A 16884-nucleotide genomic window follows, 5' to 3' on the forward strand; every position below is an offset into this window, starting at 1 on the left:
GCGGCAGAGGCACGCTGACCCTCTGCACCTGTGGAGGCCGTCTCTCTAAAAGCTCCATCCTAGAAGCTCCGTCATTCTGCGGTACGGCGGGACAAGGCGGGCAGGGACTCCGGGTAAAACCGCCGGAACATTCACGAGTTGTCTGCTCAAGATGAGACAAAACACCAGAATATTAGGGGCAATCTGCATATTGTCCGGCGTGATTGACCGGATATCCGGGCCAGATGTGCAACTTGTACAGTCTCACGTTGACCCTACGTGAAAAGCGCTCTTATACTTGGCGGCAGCATCAGGCGTTCGTCAGAAGGTGTTGAGGCGCTTGCGGACTGGGGAAGCAGGGATGCCTCCGGCACGCAGACTCAGAGACGCAGGCGAAGATGAACGAAGCAGACCAGCACCACCCAAGGGAGACCTCATGAACCACGACTACGACGTGATTTCCGCCGCCCGCAACTGGATGACCGACCCCACCCAGAACGCCACCCCCCAGCAGATCGTGACCGAGGTGTTTGGCAGCGACGTCCTGACGCTGGATCAATTGAAGGCCCGCCTGAGCAAGCCCGTGTACAAGAGCCTTCAGGCCACGCTGGAACGCGGCGACAAGCTGGATCCCAGCATTGCCGACACGGTGGCGCTCGCCATGAAAACGTGGGCCATGGAACGCGGCGCGACCCACTACACCCACTGGTTCCAGCCCCTGACCGGCTCGACTGCCGAAAAGCACGATTCGTTCGTATCGCCTGCCGGAGACGGCCTTGCCATGGCGACCTTCAGCGGCAACGAACTGATTCAGGCCGAACCTGACGCCAGTTCCTTCCCCTCCGGCGGCCTGCGGGCGACCTTCGAGGCACGGGGCTACACCGCGTGGGATCCCAGCAGCCCCGCCTTCCTGATGCGGCACGCCAACGGCGCGACCCTGTGCATTCCCACCGTATTCGCGTCGTGGACAGGCGAGGCGCTGGACAACAAAACGCCGCTGCTGCGCTCTACCGAGGCGCTGAACAAGGCCGTGACCCCTGCCCTGCACCTGTTCGGGGCCAGCGAGGGCACCCGCGTGGGCAGCAGCCTTGGCGCAGAACAGGAATACTTCCTGATTGCCGAAGAGTACTTTTACAACCGCCCCGATCTGGTCATGACGGGCCGCACACTGTTTGGCGCGACTCCTCCGCGTGGGCAGGAACTGGAAGATCACTACTTCGGTGCGATTCCTGACCGCGTGCTGAGCTTTATGACCGACGCCGAAACCCAGATGTACGCGCTGGGGATTCCGGTCAAGACGCGCCACAACGAGGTGGCCCCCGGCCAGTTTGAAATCGCGCCGATTTACGAAAACAGCAACGTGGCCGCCGATCACCAGCAACTGATCATGCAGATTCTTCGCAACACGGCCCGCAAGTTTGGTCTGGTGTGCCTGATGCACGAAAAACCCTTTGCAGGCGTGAACGGCAGCGGCAAACACTGCAACTGGAGCATGGCCACCGACAAGGGCGAAAACCTGCTGGAACCCGGCGCGACGCCCGACAAGAACCTGCAATTCCTGTTCTTCTGCTCGGCAGTGATTAAAGCTGTAGACGAGCACCAAGACCTGCTGCGAATCAGCGTGGCCAGCGCCAGTAACGATCACCGTCTGGGGGCCAACGAAGCGCCGCCCGCCATCATTTCCATCTTCCTCGGCAGCGAACTGACCGAAATTCTGGATCGACTGGAAAGCGGTCAGGGCGGACGTGGCCCCGAAGCCGGATTCCTGGGCCTCGGCTCCAGCGTGCTGCCTCCTCTGCCGCGCCACGCCGGAGACCGCAACCGCACCAGCCCCTTTGCGTTTACGGGCAACAAGTTCGAGTTCCGCGCCGCAGGCAGCAGCCAGAGCATTTCCATGCCCATCACGGTGCTGAACACCATCGTGGCCGACGCTGTGAGCGCCCTGACTGCCGACTTGCAGGCCAAGTTGGACAGCGGGCTGGCAATCGACGATGCCGTGGGCGAGATCGTGAAGGCCACCTACAGCAAGCACAAGCGCATTATTTTCAACGGCGACGGCTACAGCGAAGAGTGGCATGTGGAAGCCGAAAAAGTGCGCGGCCTGCTGAACCTCCGCACCAGCCTCGACGCCATCGAGCACCTGACCGACACCAAGAATGCCGACCTGTTCAGCAAATATGGCGTGTTGACTGACCGCGAACTGGCGGCCCGTCAGGAAATCATGTATGACATCTACTTCAAGACCGTGAACATCGAGGGCGAAACCACCGAGTACATCGCCCGCGCCATGATTCTCCCGGCCAGTGTGAAATACCTCAAAGACCTCTACGGCGCAGGCAACAGCAAGGCCGTGAAGGGCGTGATTGCCGAGGTGGAAGCCGCCGCCGACGAACTATACGACGCGATTGGAGGGCTGTACACCCAGAATCAGGCGCTGGGCGGCGAGGAAATTCACGAGAAGGCCCACCACATGCGCGACCACGTGTTGCCCGCCATGAGCGCCGTGCGCGTGGCCGCCGACAAGTTGGAAAAAATTGTGGCCGAGAAGCACTGGCCGCTGCCCACCTACCGCCAGATGCTGTTTGTGAAGTGAGAAACACTGTCTAAGGGTCTAGGGCTGATGGCCTGACACAATTTATGAGAAAGCGTCCCCGGTAGGGGACACTTTCTGTTTGTGAAGACCGAAAATGCCACCGGGGACGCCCCCCGACTGTACCAAGCGATCCTGCCCCACCTCCACCCCGCCCTGTGGAACGACGTCCGCAACGCCCGTACGCTGGCCTGGATGGTCAGCGGCTTGGTGCTGTCCCAGAGCGTTTCCATTCCCTCCTGGCTGCCGCACATCCACTCCCAGGCCACGGTCGCCCAGAGCACCGAACGTCGCTGCCGACGGTGGCTGGAGAATCCAGCCATCGCCCCTGGCAGTGTGTATGGCCCCCTGATTACCCGAGCCTTGCGGGATTGGGGCCCGCATTCCTGACGCTGGCGCTGGACACCAGCATCCTGTTCGGACGCTTCTGTCTGATCCGGGTGGCCGTCCTCTACCGGGGACGCGCGGTACCGCTCGTCTCCCGCGTCCTAGAGCATGCCAGTGCTCAGGTCGGCACCGAACAACTCCTGCCTGTCCTCGCCGAGGTCAAAGGCCTGCTGGATTTTCTTGGGCTGCACGATGTTCGACTCCTGGCGGATCGGGGTTTTGCGACACGGCCTTGATGGGCTGGCTCCGCGTCTGCGGATGGCACTTCCGCATCCGCATCAAATCGAGCCTGATTCTGGCCGCTCCAGACGGGCAACGGGTCTGCACCATCGGAAATCAAACTCGCAGCGCGCGAAACGCGCTGCTTCCACAACGTCACGATCACCGGACACCGATTTGGGCCGGTGCATGTGGCTCTGGGCCGTCCACGGACGGCCCAGAGCAGTGGCAGGTGGTGAGCGATGAACCCACCAGTCGTGCAACGTTTGCTGAGTACGGCGAGCGCTTCCAAATAGAGGAAGGATTCTTGGATGATAAGTGGCCTCTTCGGTCTGGAGGACTCCAAACTGCGTGATGCCGCCAGCCTCGAACGCCTGATCCTGGTGATCTCTGTGGCCACGCTCCTGCTCGTCTCCGAAGGACTCCAGCTCGTGCAGCAGGGTGTGCGCAGAACCATTGATCCCCATTGGAACCGCGCCCTGAGCTATTTGAAACTTGGTTTACGCGGCGTCCACTTCGCGCTGAGCCGGGGGCAGGCAGTACTCAACCGCCTGACGCTCCAAGGAGGCGCCGATCCGGCGCCTCCCGGACGTCGCAAGAAATCGCATGTCAGTTCTGTGGACGCTTTAGAAGGCGGCTGGGTGCTCAGATTTCGCTCTCCCTCATAAATTGTGTCAGGCCGTCAGGGGTCTAGGGTCTAAGGGCCGAGAAGACCGTGAATGAGGGGGCTGGAACCGTTGGGGTTCTGGCCCCCTTTAGTTGTGTTGCGGCCCAACCAGAATGTGATTACAGCTTTCTGAGAGTTCTGAGGGTCGAGCTTGCTCGGTGGCCCCCTCTACTTCGCGACGCCCTCTCCCACAAGGGGCGAGGGAATAAAAACTAATCGAGCGCTGGAGTGATACGGAATAAAAGAGGTTCGCGCATCTGGTATTGCCCTTTCCACCTGTGGGACTCGTAGAGCTACGCAGCAGAGAGAAGCAAAGCAGCGGGGTGGCTTGAAAAGCTGCGAGGCAGAGGGGCCACGCGGCAACGTACCCGCCTGTGTCAAGGACTCATTGTTAACCCCGTATCAGATATGCGCCAGGGTTCATAGCCCGAAGCCAACTGCACACCTTATGACTCCCCCACTAACTTCCCGCCTGTCTCTTCCCTTCTCGCCCGCTTGGTGTACAGTGCTTGCCCTATGCCGGACGCCTCCAAACTCTCCCCCACCGATTCCACCCTTCCGCGCCGCCTGGACGGCGTGACATTGGTGGTGACGGAACGGGTGCGGCCCTCACAGGTGGCTGCATACGAGGCGTGGGCGCGGGACTTGCACGCCTTGCAACGCCTGCAACCCGGCTTCATTGGCCTGCATGTGCTGCGTGACGCTTCTGGCCCCATGCCCGAATACGTGACGCTGGTGCGCTTTGCCTCGCCGGACGCTTTGGCGGCGTGGCGGGCGTCGGCGGAGTATGCGCGGGCGTTGAAGCAGTTGCCGCACTTTACGGCAGGCGAGGTGGATTACCGCGAGTCGGTGGGGCTGGAAGCGTGGTTTGACCGCCCCGCCCGCGCCCCCGCTCCGGCCCTCTGGAAGAACGTGCTGGTGGGCGTCGTGGGCGTGTACCCGCTGATTTTGCTGTTCTCTGCACTGTTTACGCCCTTTACCAAAGATTGGCCCTGGTATCTGGCCATTCTCAGTACCGTCGTGCCGTCCACCATTTTCCTGAATTGGCCTGTATTGCCGCTGCTGTCGCGCTGGCTGCGGCGTTGGCTGTATCCGGCCCCTGGTCAGGGCCAATAAAGTTCAGGGCCAGTCGGATTCAGTCTGCTGGAACCGCCAACACATCCGGAGCGTCTTCTTCGGCGGGCAGGTGACGGCGCACCTCGCGCATAGAGGCGTGGATGACGCCCAACGCGATACTCATGGTAAGCATGGAGCTGAAGCCGAAGCTGACGAGGGGCAGCGGGACGCCCGTTACTGGGAACAGTCCAGCAGCCACCGCCAGATTCACGAACGCCTGACCCACGATCATGAACATGCTGCCTGTGGCGAGGATGCTGGCCCCATGAATTTCGGGCGTCATGGGACGAATGCGGGTGGCAAGCTGCGACACTTGCAGGGCCGTAGACACGATCAGCCAGTAGGCGAACAGCAACATTGCCACGCCCAGCAGCCCGGTGCTGAAGCCCACCGTTGCCACGATCATGTCGGTATGGGCCGCAAAATACGAGTAACGCGGGCCGTCTGGCCCCAGTCCCCACAGCCCACCCGAAGTCAGATCACGGTGTGCCATGCCGATCTGATCCAGGCCCACCGTCAAACTCTCGTTGTTGATCCGGTCTTGGTGACCAAACCAGCGTTCGCGAATGTAGGGATGGTTTTCTAAGTAAGTATTGGCAATGGGCAGGCCCACCAACGTCAGCGCCAGCAACAGCCCCCCGATGTTGCCAATTCGCACGCCCGCCGCGTACATCAAGATGATGCCCAGCCCGAACGTCAGGACACTCGTACCCAGATCCGGTTCAAACAGAATCAGTGCGGTGGTGATGACGATCATCAGGGAGGCGCTGACCAGTTTGTTCTGCACACCCCGGCGGGAAAAGAAGGACGCCAGTTGCAACACGAGGGCCAGTTTTGCCAGCTCGGACGGCTGGAAACGGATGGGGCCGAAATCGAGCCAGCGGCGCGTGCCGGGGCTGGTCTGGGTTCCGACGCCCACGAACAGCACGAGGGCCAGCAAAACCAAGGCAAAACCCCACGCCCACGGCCCCAGCTTCAGCAGCGTTTTGGGCCGCATCCGGGCCACCGCGAAGGTCGCCAGCAGCGCAATCACTGCTTTGCTGGCATGGTCGGTAATCAGTTCGGGACTGGCAGCGGCCACACCCATCAGGCCCAGAATCAGCAGCAACACCTGTGCAATCACAAGTTGGGCGCTCATGCCTGGGCCTCTGCGGGTTGGGCAGTTTGAGTGGTTAGCGCCCGCGCAGCCTGCTTAAAGCTTTCGCCGCGTGCCCTGTAATCTTTGAACAGGTCGAAACTGGTGCCGATGGGAGCCAGCAGCACCGTTCCACCTGTGTGTTGCAGGGCAGCTAATCCAGCGCGGGCGGCGTTCATCAGCACCTCGTCGCCGCCCTCACCCGCCACCGTTTCAGAAGGCAAGCCCAATTCGCGGGCCATCTTCTCGCCGTCTTCGCCAAAGGCAATCACGCGCACCACCCGGCCCTCTGCGGCGGCCCTCAGCGGAACCAGATCGGCACCCTTGTCGCGGCCACCTACCAGCCAAGCAATCGGCGGCGTGGCCCGCAGCAGCGCGGCTTCTACCGCCAGCGTGCGTGTGGCGATGCTGTCCTCGATAAAGCGCACGTTGCCTAGGCGGGCCACCGTTTCGAAACGTCCTGATACAGGCTGGGCCGAACGCAGGGCAGCGGCCAACAGGTCGGGACGGACTGGGCGGCCCAGGTACAGCAACATGGCTTCGGCGGCCAGCAACGCAGCAGCAGCGTTGGCGGGGTGAATACCTTCGGGCAGGTGGGCGGTGGGCAGGATCAGGCGGCCATCCGCGAGAGCCAGTGAATCGGGCGAGAAGGCGAGAGCTTTAGCCCGCGTCTGCACCTGTAAGCCAGCGGGCACGATCAGCACGTCGTCCGCCGTCTGGCCCGCCGTAATGTTCAGTTTAGCAGCGTGGTAGGCGGCCTCGGTGCGGTGACGATCCAGGTGATCTATGCCCAGATTGGTGATGACCGCCACAGGCAAACGCAGCCCCGGCACACGCTCCAACTGAAAACTGGAGAGTTCTACTACCGCGACTTCGGCCCGGTCAACCACGTCCAGCAAAGGCGGGTCGATGTTGCCGCCCTCCAACGCTGCCAAGCCGCACACCCGCAGCAGATGAGCCACCAATACCGTCGTGCTGCCCTTGCCTGCCGTGCCTGTAATGCCGATCATGGGCAGATTGGGACGCAGGCGGGCGGCCAACGCCACTTCGCCCAGAATCTCGGCCCCGCGTGCGGCCAGTGCCAGCAGATCAGGATGGTCTATCGGCACGCCGGGGGCGGCCACCACCGTGCTATACGGGCGCGACAGGTCGCCGGGGCCAAAGCCCAAATCGGCCACCAACGCCGTGTCTTCGGGACCGGGGCGGGCGTCCAGCCAATCGGCCTGCAAGCCCTCTGCCGCCAAAAACCGCGCCACGCCGCGCCCACTGCGGCCCAAACCGTAAATCAGTATCCGCCCCAACTGTGTTTCTCTCAGCTCTCGCTGCCCCGCCCGCTGCCCGTCCATTGCGCCCTACCATAAGGCAAACGGGCGGAGGATGCGTGTGAGGCGGGGGCCAGGGGTTATCCCCGCTCCCTCCTGTGCTGATGTCTCATACGTTGCCGGGGCAGTCTGACACAACCTCACCCCTCCAGTGCGGCGGCGCTCTTGACCTTCCCCCTGCTGGAACGCTTAGCGTGTCTGTCTATGCGAGGTCGCCTAATCATCTCCCGATTTTCCCACCTGACGGGCCTGTCTCCAAAAACGCTGCGGTACTACGACGAGATTCATCTGCTGTCCCCCGCAGCCGTTGATGACCTCACCAGTTACCGCTACTACAGCGTCTCGCAGATTGAAGTGGCCGTCCGGATTCGCCGTTGGCGCGAACTGGGTCTGCCATTGGACGATATCCGAGATCTGATCGACCATCCCAGTCACGCCAGGGAGGTCTGGGCCCGGCATGAATAACGGCTAAACGCCGAGATTGATCACCGCCAGCACTCTCTTCTGCACCTGCGTCTCTATCTCCAGGAGGATCCTATGAACTACCGCATCGAGCAGCTTCCCGCCCGCCAGACCCTGAGTATCCGTACACGTCTTCAGCCCCCAAATTATGAGGTGATCCCCGAAGCTCTGCGTGAGTTGATGATGCACGCCAGGGCGCGAGGCTACCATCTTGAGGCCCCGAGCTTTTTTGTGCACGACAACGATGACCAGGGTGAGGGAAGTCTGGTGTAAGTCTGCCTGCCCATTGGGGGGCACATTGAAGGCGACGGCCAAATTGAGGTGAGGGCGTTTGAAGGGGGTCAGGCTTTTATTGGGCGGTTCGTGGGTTCCTACGACAAGACGGGAGCGGCCTACTCGGCAGTGGTCGAGGAAGCGCTGCGCCGTGAACTCCGAATTACCGGAGTGACCGCCGAATTCTATGTCAAGAGCGTTCCACACACCCCGAACCCGGACGAGTACGAGACGGACATCGCGTTCTTTCTGGAGGAGCCGGAGGAAGGACACTGACGGCGTTCGTCGGCTCAGGCAAAGGAGCCGGGTCTTCTGGGAACGTGTAGGCCTCCAGTCGCCCTTAGCGCGTCACAGCCTGCAGTACCGGGGCGGCTTCGGCCTCGGCTTCCGTGTCGGGCACCGGCACGGGCGGAGGCGTGACAGTCAGGCCCGCTTCGCCCTCGGCCCAGCCCATAAAGGCGTCCAGGCCGCGCCGGAACATGAAGGGGCGCTTCTCGCGTTTGCCCCATTTGCGCTTGCCCTCGGGTAGAGGGAGTTCGGGAACCAGGGCCCAGTTGACGTTCATGGGCTGGAATCCCTTGGGATTGGCGCTGGCGAGGTAGCGGGTCAGGCCGCCCAGCATGGACTCGGCGGGCGGCGTGAGGGCAGGCTGTCCCAGCGCGAGGCGGGCCGCGTTGATTCCTGCCAGCCAGCCTGTGGCCGCACTCTCCAGATACCCTTCGGTTCCCGCCAACACGCCTGCCACCAACTTGGTCGGGTCGGCCCGGAGTTGCAGCGTGGATTCCAGCACCTGCGGCGCGTTCAGGTAGGTATTGCGGTGCATCACGCCGTAGCGCACGATTTCGGCGTTTTCCAGGCCGGGAATCAGGTTTACCACGGTTTTCTGATCGCCCCATTTCAGGCTCGTTTGGAATCCTACGAGGCTCCACATCCGCCCCTCGCGGTCTTCCTGACGCAACTGGGCCACCGCGTAGGGCCAGCGCCCGGTGCGCGGATTGTCCAAGCCTTTGGGCGACATGGGACCAAACCTTGGAGTATCCACGCCGCGCCGCGCGATTTCTTCGATGGGCATACAGCCGTCAAAAAACTCCAACTTTTCCCAGTCGTGGGGGGTGTGAGAGCGGGCCTGCTCCAGCGCCCCGAAAAAGGTCAGGTACTCGTCTTTGGTAAACGGGCAATTGATGTAATCGGCACTCTGGTCGTAGCGCCCGGCCTTCCATGCCACGTCAAAATTGATGCTTTCGGCGGCGATGACAGGCGCGGCGGCGTCGTAAAAGCTGAGGCGCTCGCTTCCGGTCAGGCGGGCCACATCGGCGGCCAGCGCGTCCGAGGTGAGCGGGCCGGAAGCGATGACCGTGATGCCTTCTGGCACGGCGGTCACTTCTTCGCCCAAGACCTCGATCAGCGGATGCTGACGCACCAGCTCGGTCACGCGGCCACTGAATTCGTCGCGCTCCACGGCCAGTGCATTTCCGGCGGGCAGGCGTGAGGCATCGGCGGCGGCCACGATCTGCCCGCCCACGCTGCGAAGTTCGGCCTGCAACATGCCCTTGCTCTGCATCTCGCCCTCTCCACCGAGGCTGTTGGAACAGACCAATTCGGCAAAGTTGCCCGAGCGGTGGGCCGGGGTCATGCGCGTGGGCCTCATCTCGAAGAGGCGCACCCGCACGCCGAGGCTGGCCGCCGCCAACGCCGCCTCGGAGCCTGCCAGCCCCGCACCGATAACTATAATTGTGGGAATGTTTGCCGTGTCAGAACTGCTCATCCGGCCAGTGTAGGGGAACGGCGCGGGCGGGAAGGTGTGGGGCAGAACGGATGAAGCCAAATGGAGTGGGCCACATGAATGGGGCGGGCGGTCTGAGGGTCTAAGAAAGGGCAACACCACAAGTCAGCAACGCTCTTGCATTCTAAAAACGCCAGCGCTCCAACACCTTAGACCCTAGACCTTCAGACCCTTAGGCCAGCCCCTACCACCCAACTGCTACCGCTCCGGCGTTCCCCCCACCCCCGCCTTCACCCGTGAAATCCCTTCATACAGCAGCACGCGCAGGGCGGCCAAACGGTCTGAGGGCAGCGGCAACGTGGTGTCGAAGCAGGTTTCGGGGGCATTCACGCTGGTCACGGCCACCCCCAGCGGCGCAAGTTGGGTGCGGAACAGGCGGGCAGCGCGGGCCGAATGAGAGGGAGATGTGACGAGTAGCACCCGTTTCCAGCCGCGCACACGGGCTAGTTGCCGGACACGGGCGGCCTCGTCGCGGGTGGTGGTCACGTTGGCTAAGGTGAGAACTTGAGGGCCGCCATCTGGATACAGGCCGCGAATGTAGACCCGTTCGAGATCGCTGATTTTGGGGCAATTCTTCGGCCCGATCAGGCCCGATTGCTGGGACACGGAGAGCGTGGGGGCCAACCCTGCCCGCCACAGTTCCAGCCCCCGGATCAGGCGGGCGAGGCTGGACGGTTCCAGCGCCCCCGTGCCGCACCACACGCCCGCACCCAACACAATTACGGCATCCGCCTGCACAGGTTCAGTACTTTCGGTCAGTGAGGCCAGCGGCGCACGTAGCACAGGGGTCAGCAGGCAGAGGGCAAACACCGCTGCCAGCAGGCCCGCGCCCACCTTCAGGACGCGGCGTGCGGGCCGGAATGCGCCCAGGCCCGCGCAGATCAGAATGAGGGCCAGCAGCAGCGGCACAGGCGCACGAATCTCACCCAAGTAAGCGGCGAGCACGGCCAAGGCGGAACCTATCGCCACACCGCTCAGCACGCCGTTTCTCCGCTCTTTGACGTCGTTTTGTTTTCCTTGCTGGCCCAGAGTCACGCGGGGCAGTGTAGCGGGGCAGGCCACAACAAGGAGGCAAGCGTCCCACTGATAATCCAGAATCAACTTTATACTGCGGCCAATGACTCGCCGTGCGCCTTCCATTTCTCCCCGTGTGCTGGCCGCTTCTGCACTGGTGGTCGCCGCCTTCCTGGCCGCGTTTTTGCTGCTGGCCCCCAGACTCGCCAGGCCCGCTGAGTCGAGCACCGAGACCCGCTTTGTGCGCGAGATGATCCAGCACCACGCGCAGGCCGTGGACATGGCGACCCGGATTCGTGACCGCAGCACAGACCGCAGCCTGCGTTCGTTGGCGCTGGATATTCAGTTGTCTCAGCAGGAACAGATCGGGCAGATGCGCGGCTGGCTAACGCTGTGGGGCCTGCCGTGGGGCGGCGCAGGCATGAGTTCAGAACACGCCGCGATGATGGGTATGGCGACCCCCGCAGAACTCGGTCAGTTAGATTCCGGTACGCCCGTACAGGCCGAACGCGAATTTTTGCAACTGATGATCCGGCACCATCAGGGGGCTGTGGCGATGGTAAAACCTGTGCTGAACGAGCGAGTGCGCCCCGAAGTGCTGACCCTCGCCCGCCAGATCGCTGCCACACAGGGCGCAGAAATCCGCACCATGACCGAATTGTTGCAGGCCAGAGGCGCGGAACCATTGCCCGCTCTGGCCTCAGCCACCACAGAACTTGACCCAGCTCATGACCATCCGGCGGGCACTCCCACAGAGCATGATCACCCAGCCGAAGCCGTCCCGGCGCACGATCACAGCGAGTAGGCCAGCCTGAAGGGGGCGGGGATTGGCTAAGGGTCTAAGAACAGCGACAGCCAGAGCTGCACAGTCTCAGCCAACGCGAACTTTCACGAGCTACCCTTAAACCCTACCACTTGTCGTCGTCTACCACGTCCCGCTTCCCACCTTGACGTTCGCGGCGTCGCTCAGTTTTACCTGCCTTCTTTTTCGGGCGCGGCGGCAGGGCCAATTCGTACATGCGGGTAGGGTCGCACATGGCGGGCACTTCGCCCAGGCGGTCACTGGGGTCGGCAGTGCGGAGATTGCCTGCAGGGTGAAGGTGGCGCTCGCCGCAATACGGGCACTCGTCTACCACCCAGAACATGACGCGGGTGCCGGGGAGGTCACGCAGCGTCACGAACGCCATGCGCGGGGTCGTTTTGTCCTTCTTTCCCATAGCTGCCGAGCCTAGCCCGCCCCAGCCGATCAGATTGTGCGCTCAGACCAAGCCCAATACAGTCAACCTCAGGCTTCTTCTTCCGAATCTTTGAGGTAGGTGACGATGCTGCGGCAAGGCGTTAGGCCAGCGCGGGTATACAGGGCGCGGGCGGCGCGGGCATGGTCGTGGGCACGGGCACGCAAGGTACGCAGGGCCGGATGGGTGTCGGCCTCGGCGGCGGCGAGGGCCAGCAGCGTGCGCCCATAGCCCTGGCCACGTTCGGCGGGATGCACCGCAAGGTAGGTCAGGTCGGCGCGGGTGGCCTCGGTATTCAGTTCCAGTTCAGCAAATCCCACCGGGCGGCCTTCTTTCATCAGGGCAATCAGGCGCACATCGTCGCGGTGAAAATGGGCGTGGTAGTCCTCTGGTGCCCAGTCCAGCCGTCCGGCCCAGCCGTCTTCGCTGGCGCGGTAGAGGGCCATGTATTCGGCCTGGGGCAACTGCCGGGAAATCGTGTGCCCATCGGGGGCGCGGGCCGCAGGCGTCAGGCGTTGCAGCGGCGCTGAATAAAAGTCGGTGGTATGCATGGGCGTCAGGCCCGCCACTTCCAGGGCTTCCCGCACGGCTACGTTGTCGAGGGCGCAAAAGGCGTACACGGGCAACCCTTCTGCGTGGGCCACGGCGCGGGTCAGCAGGGCCGCCGTGTGTCCGCCCTCCGACACCGGGCCTTCTATGACCACGCCGTCCCGGAAGGGCGACACCGCGCAGTAGCCCAGCACATTGCCTTCATCATCGGCGTCTACGAGGCAGGTGCTGTCTTCGCATTCAAGGTGCAGTTCGTCGGCGGTGCGGGCATCGGGGGCAAACACTTCGCGGTGCGGCGCGTCGTCCATCCAATTCAGCAGCGCGAGCACATCGGGCGTATCGGTGGTCTGCATGGGGCGAATCATGGGCGTTCCTCCGGCGGGCACACTAAGAGTCAGACACGGGGGGGGGCGGGAAACAGTGGGGTCGGGCAGGGTTCGGGTGGAGCGCAGCGGGCGCTTTTAGCCTAGGAATCTGGCGGCCTGCGTGTCTGCCAACCGCATCACATAACGGTTGCCGGGGCCGTGCTACACTTTCCTTATGCCCTGAATAGGGTACGTCGCCTGCCTCCCCCACGAACACGAAGCCGTGTTTGAGGGGCCTTTTCTTTTTTGAGGGTGGTCAGGGCGATGTTCAGACCTCTCTTCCCGATAGAAATGGGCAGCCGAGGTAGCAGACAGTAGTGGGAGGTTTCGCCGTGACAAAACAGTCCAGCAGGCCCGTCAGCCCTCAGCATTCCCAGCGTGCGCGTCCAGACCGTATGGATGCAAAGCGTGTGGGAAGCTCTGCCCCGTCTTCATCAGCGCCGTCCACCAAAGAAGTGCAGAGCGGCACAGACCTTCTGGCCCTGCGTGCCCAACTTGCACGCGCCGAAAAAGCCGCCCGCCGTGCGCCCACGCCCGTTCCGGTGCGGCCTGCGCAGATGAATGCCAAGCCCGTGAAACCTCAGCGTGAGGTGGAGTTGGCAGGCGTTGCCACCGATGATTTCTCGTTGGCCCGCGCCCATGCCAAGCTGCGCGAAGCCGTGTACGAGGGCCAGTACCATGTGTGCGCCCACGCCATCGGGCACGCCCGCGCCGAAGGGTTTCTGGAACACGACATCATGCAGGTGCTGCTGGCCGGGCGCGTGCGGGCCGTGTACCCCGAAGACCGCCGCTGGCTGGTGTGCGGCTACTTCGAGGCGTGCGGCGTGGCTCTGCCGCTGCATGTGGTGGTGCAGCACCCGTATGGCACAATCGGCCCAGACGATGCCGTACTGGATATCGTGACTGCCTTCGTGCCCAAGCACCCGCACCACATCATCAGCCGCGCCCGTCTGGCCGTGATGCTGCGCTACGACGACGAGCAGATTCGCAGCCGCACCGCGCAGGTCGGCAACCGCGCAGGCCACCGCAGCAAAGGGAAGTGGAAACGGAGCGCCTAGGGTCACAGCCATGAGCCGTGACGACAGAAGGCGAACAGAGGGCGAACAAGGGAAGGGCCAGAGACTTGTATCTCTGGCCCTTCCGGTGTATCTCGGCCACCGCTTCAGCAGCCGATATCCTGCCCGAAGTATTTTCGGCCCAGTTGTGTGTGCGTGCCGTTGAGATCAAGCTTGTTCAGGGAGGCGTTGAGGGCCTGACGCAATTCGGTATTGCCTTTGCGAACCACGATGGCCACCTGCTCTTTCCAGAGGGTTTCACCGATAACCAGATTGGCCTTGCTGAAGGTCTTTACGGCGTCTAGCGCAGCAAATCTGTCGGTGGCTATCGCGTCCACCTGCCCAGTGGCTACCGCCTGAAGCACCGCCGTACTGTTGGGGTAGACCTGAATGGTCTTTCCAAAAGTCAGCTTACGCAGAAAGCCGAAGTAGGTGCTGCCCGCCTCTGCGCCTAAGTTTTTGCCTGCCAGAGCCTTACTGGTTATGGGGCCGCCCTTGCGCGTCAGGATGACGCCGCCCGTGCAGTAGGTGGGCCGCGAAAAATCCACCGTTTGCACCCGCGTACTGGTGATGGCGTGCGAGGCCAGTACCGCGTCAATCTGGTCACTTCTGTCGTTCACGTCGCGCAGCAGGCCGTCAAAGGGACGCACCACCCAGACCACTTTCAGGCCCATATCGCGGGCCACCGCCTCGCCCAAGTCCACCTCGAATCCGGCGGGTGCGCCTCCCTGCATAAAGTTGAAGGGTTCGAAATCGGCACTGGTGGCGAGGCGCAGGACGCCGCTGGCCTTGATTTCAGCGAGGGTACGGGCCTGTGCAGGCGCGATCAGTGCGGGTAAAGTGGCGATGAGTAGACTGGCAAGCAGGGTTTTGGTCGAACTGGAATGGATTCGCATTGGTGAACCTCCGGGCAATAAGATGGAACGTTGCCCGAAGTGTGAATTAAGTCCTATCACGCGCCCATGACGGTCAGCAGGCTCGAAGTATGAATTCTTACATTGAAGGTGCGGCGGTGCAGTCGGGATGTATTTCTATGCGGCTGGGGAAGGTCGAAGGGCCAAGGGTTTAAGGTGTTGAAGCAGGGACGGATCTGACTTCTAAGGCAAGAGCCGGAGAATCGCAGGGCTGCGAAGCAGAGGGAATGAGTGAGGGCCAGCGAGGGCCCTGCCTTCGACCCTTGACCCGTAGAATCACCCACAACCCTCGCATCAGCGCTTCAGTCCCAGTACAGTCACTTCCCGGCCAACACTACACCAGCCACCCGCGTGCCCATATCCAGTCCCGCCGCGCCGTCTACGGCCCAGTGAATCCCGCCCACAACCCGGCTGTAGGCGGCGTCCTGTGCAGCCTGGGTCAATCTGACCGCTTCACTGGGAAAGAGGGCCGACAGCACCTGCGCCGCTGCCCCGCTGACAGAGGCGTGCCCGCTGGGATAGGAAGGAAACGGAGGCGTGACGATGACGGGTTTCCAGCCCGCCTGAACCCCATCTGGGCCTGACATCCAGTTTTGCGGGCGGGCCACGACATACTGAAATTTAGCCCTCCAGCACGCAATAAACGCATTGTGTGTGGCAACAGCAGTGAGGGCCAACGCCTGAGCGGTATCAGGGCCGCCAAGGGCGTGTTGACGGCTCAGGGCGGCGGCCTGCTCCAGCCACATGCCCGCCGGGGTCACGGTGCCTGCTCCGGCAGCCCAGTAGAGGGCCAGGGCGCGGTCTGCGTCGGTCAGGCGGGATTGCAGGACGGCAAAGTCGGCACGGTCTGCGGCAAAAGCGGGGGCATTCCAAGCGGGCGGCGGGGTCACCTGCGGCAACGTGGCCGCACTGGTGGCAATCGGGCTGACCCAACCCCAGTTCACTTCCATCGCGTTCTGTCCGGGCAGAGCCTTCCATTTGCCCTCTGCAGTTGCAGGTATGCGGATGGCCAACGGACGATCTGCATGATCGGCCCGCGCAAACAACAGCACGCAATTGGCGATCACGCCCGCCACCGCATGTTCATCGGCCCCATGCGGAAGGCCAGCCAACCGTTCTTGCAAGCCCCATTCCAGCGCCGCTGTATCTTGCGGGAACAGGTAGCTCTGAAGGCGCTCTGCAGCAATGGCGGCCACCGCATCGGTGTTCAGGGCGCGGCCAGAAGCACTCACAAGAGTTTGTGTGTCGCTGACCGTAGCCAGTGTGAGGGCCAACGCCCGCGCTGCCCGCACTGGATTCAGTTTTCGCGCCCGAATCAGGGCCAGCGTCTCGGTATTAATGCCGCGCACCAGGTCGGCGCTGAGGTTGGTAGGCGTTCCGGCAGACACGCGGCTGATGCGGCGCTGAATATTGGGATGAGCGGCGTAGGTCAAAAAAGTTCGGCTGGGCGGGGCCATAAAGGCAGGCAGACCAGCCACAGTTGATGTACTTACGGCAGCAGCCCAAACGCCTGCGGCAAGCGGACTTATCAACAGCAACACAGAGAGAAAGGAAAGGACGGGGCGCTTCATCCCTCCAAACTAGCATCTATGTGATATTTTTCTCATTTCGTCAGATTCCGGGCCTTTACGTAGCGGGTGGGAACCATGGCCCTATTCCGCCGCGCCAACCCTGCTAGCCTGCCCCGCGTGATGAAAAATGGCAATGAGCCTAGAGCAAATGCGAGCAGAGCGAGAAGCAAAAAGTACGGGAGGAATGGCTTGCTCATGCGAGTCCGTTCATGACGACGATCCGTTCACGACGAAGGATGGCGGCGATG

General features: G+C 62.6%; 18 protein-coding genes. 10 read left to right on the forward strand and 8 right to left on the reverse strand.

What is annotated here, in order from left to right:
* The first annotated feature begins 415 nt into the window (after positions 1-415).
* The 5 genes from M1R55_RS01615 to M1R55_RS01635 all read left to right on the forward strand — a co-directional run bounded on the left by M1R55_RS01615 (position 416) and on the right by M1R55_RS01635 (position 4958).
* Positions 416-2572: a glutamine synthetase III gene (locus M1R55_RS01615; protein WP_249393019.1), complete on the forward strand. Its 2157-nt coding sequence runs from the start codon at positions 416-418 to the stop codon at positions 2570-2572.
* Between the two features lie 81 nt (positions 2573-2653).
* Positions 2654-2959, forward strand: coding sequence for a hypothetical protein (locus M1R55_RS01620; RefSeq protein ID WP_249391321.1), 306 nt, complete (start codon positions 2654-2656; stop codon positions 2957-2959).
* On the forward strand, positions 2941-3192 hold the full coding sequence (locus M1R55_RS01625) for a hypothetical protein (protein ID WP_249391322.1): 252 nt from the start codon (positions 2941-2943) through the stop codon (positions 3190-3192). The genes M1R55_RS01620 and M1R55_RS01625 overlap by 19 nt, the downstream gene beginning before the upstream one ends.
* 294 nt (positions 3193-3486) lie before the next feature.
* Positions 3487-3843, forward strand: coding sequence for a hypothetical protein (locus M1R55_RS01630; protein WP_249393020.1), 357 nt, complete (start codon positions 3487-3489; stop codon positions 3841-3843).
* Between the two features lie 515 nt (positions 3844-4358).
* Complete coding sequence (locus tag M1R55_RS01635; RefSeq protein WP_249393021.1) at positions 4359-4958, forward strand: antibiotic biosynthesis monooxygenase; 600 nt, start codon at positions 4359-4361, stop codon at positions 4956-4958.
* 19 nt (positions 4959-4977) lie between these two features.
* Here the strand turns inward: M1R55_RS01635 and M1R55_RS01640 are convergent, their stop codons facing one another.
* Together M1R55_RS01640 and murD are read right to left on the reverse strand one after the other, a co-directional pair.
* Positions 4978-6096, reverse strand: coding sequence for an FtsW/RodA/SpoVE family cell cycle protein (locus M1R55_RS01640; RefSeq protein ID WP_249393022.1), 1119 nt, complete (start codon positions 6094-6096; stop codon positions 4978-4980).
* Entirely contained in the window at positions 6093-7439 is a 1347-nt protein-coding gene (gene murD, locus M1R55_RS01645) for a UDP-N-acetylmuramoyl-L-alanine--D-glutamate ligase (protein ID WP_249393023.1), read from the reverse strand. The genes M1R55_RS01640 and murD overlap by 4 nt, the downstream gene beginning before the upstream one ends.
* Before the next feature lie 180 nt (positions 7440-7619).
* On the opposite strand from murD, the gene M1R55_RS01650 reads away from it, so the two are divergent.
* The 3 genes from M1R55_RS01650 (at position 7620) to M1R55_RS01660 (ending at position 8426) form a co-directional block, all read left to right on the forward strand.
* Positions 7620-7880, forward strand: a complete 261-nt coding sequence (locus M1R55_RS01650; RefSeq protein WP_249393024.1) for a MerR family transcriptional regulator — start codon at positions 7620-7622, stop codon at positions 7878-7880.
* A gap of 72 nt (positions 7881-7952) precedes the next feature.
* On the forward strand, positions 7953-8150 hold the full coding sequence (locus tag M1R55_RS01655) for a GyrI-like domain-containing protein (RefSeq protein ID WP_249393025.1): 198 nt from the start codon (positions 7953-7955) through the stop codon (positions 8148-8150).
* Between the two features lie 48 nt (positions 8151-8198).
* On the forward strand, positions 8199-8426 hold the full coding sequence (locus M1R55_RS01660) for a hypothetical protein (RefSeq protein ID WP_249393026.1): 228 nt from the start codon (positions 8199-8201) through the stop codon (positions 8424-8426).
* A gap of 64 nt (positions 8427-8490) precedes the next feature.
* Here the strand turns inward: M1R55_RS01660 and trmFO are convergent, their stop codons facing one another.
* Complete coding sequence (gene trmFO / locus M1R55_RS01665; RefSeq protein ID WP_249393027.1) at positions 8491-9915, reverse strand: methylenetetrahydrofolate--tRNA-(uracil(54)-C(5))-methyltransferase (FADH(2)-oxidizing) TrmFO; 1425 nt, start codon at positions 9913-9915, stop codon at positions 8491-8493.
* A 216-nt stretch (positions 9916-10131) separates the two neighbouring features.
* Positions 10132-10962, reverse strand: coding sequence for a YdcF family protein (locus tag M1R55_RS01670; protein ID WP_371827173.1), 831 nt, complete (start codon positions 10960-10962; stop codon positions 10132-10134).
* A gap of 88 nt (positions 10963-11050) precedes the next feature.
* Here M1R55_RS01670 and M1R55_RS01675 point away from each other — a divergent pair, with 88 nt between their 5' ends.
* Positions 11051-11752: a DUF305 domain-containing protein gene (locus M1R55_RS01675; RefSeq protein ID WP_249393028.1), complete on the forward strand. Its 702-nt coding sequence runs from the start codon at positions 11051-11053 to the stop codon at positions 11750-11752.
* 103 nt (positions 11753-11855) lie between these two features.
* On the opposite strand, the gene M1R55_RS01680 is transcribed toward M1R55_RS01675, so the two are convergent.
* The gene (locus M1R55_RS01680; protein WP_249393029.1) at positions 11856-12164 is read right to left on the reverse strand and encodes a hypothetical protein; all 309 of its coding nucleotides are present in this window, start codon (positions 12162-12164) and stop codon (positions 11856-11858) included.
* 68 nt (positions 12165-12232) lie between these two features.
* Positions 12233-13096: a GNAT family N-acetyltransferase gene (locus tag M1R55_RS01685; RefSeq protein WP_249393030.1), complete on the reverse strand. Its 864-nt coding sequence runs from the start codon at positions 13094-13096 to the stop codon at positions 12233-12235.
* 395 nt (positions 13097-13491) lie between these two features.
* On the opposite strand from M1R55_RS01685, the gene M1R55_RS01690 reads away from it, so the two are divergent.
* Positions 13492-14154 carry a DUF4258 domain-containing protein gene (locus tag M1R55_RS01690; RefSeq protein WP_249394096.1) on the forward strand — a complete coding sequence of 221 codons (663 nt, stop codon included), beginning with the start codon at positions 13492-13494 and terminating at the stop codon, positions 14152-14154.
* 104 nt (positions 14155-14258) lie between these two features.
* Here the strand turns inward: M1R55_RS01690 and M1R55_RS01695 are convergent, their stop codons facing one another.
* Together M1R55_RS01695 and M1R55_RS01700 are read right to left on the reverse strand one after the other, a co-directional pair.
* Positions 14259-15047, reverse strand: a complete 789-nt coding sequence (locus M1R55_RS01695; RefSeq protein WP_249393031.1) for an ABC transporter substrate-binding protein — start codon at positions 15045-15047, stop codon at positions 14259-14261.
* A 335-nt stretch (positions 15048-15382) separates the two neighbouring features.
* Positions 15383-16522 carry a vanadium-dependent haloperoxidase gene (locus M1R55_RS01700; RefSeq protein ID WP_249393032.1) on the reverse strand — a complete coding sequence of 380 codons (1140 nt, stop codon included), beginning with the start codon at positions 16520-16522 and terminating at the stop codon, positions 15383-15385.
* Positions 16523-16884 lie beyond the last annotated feature (362 nt).

The organism is Deinococcus sp. QL22, from assembly GCF_023370075.1.
Taxonomy (GTDB): Bacteria; Deinococcota; Deinococci; order Deinococcales; family Deinococcaceae; genus Deinococcus.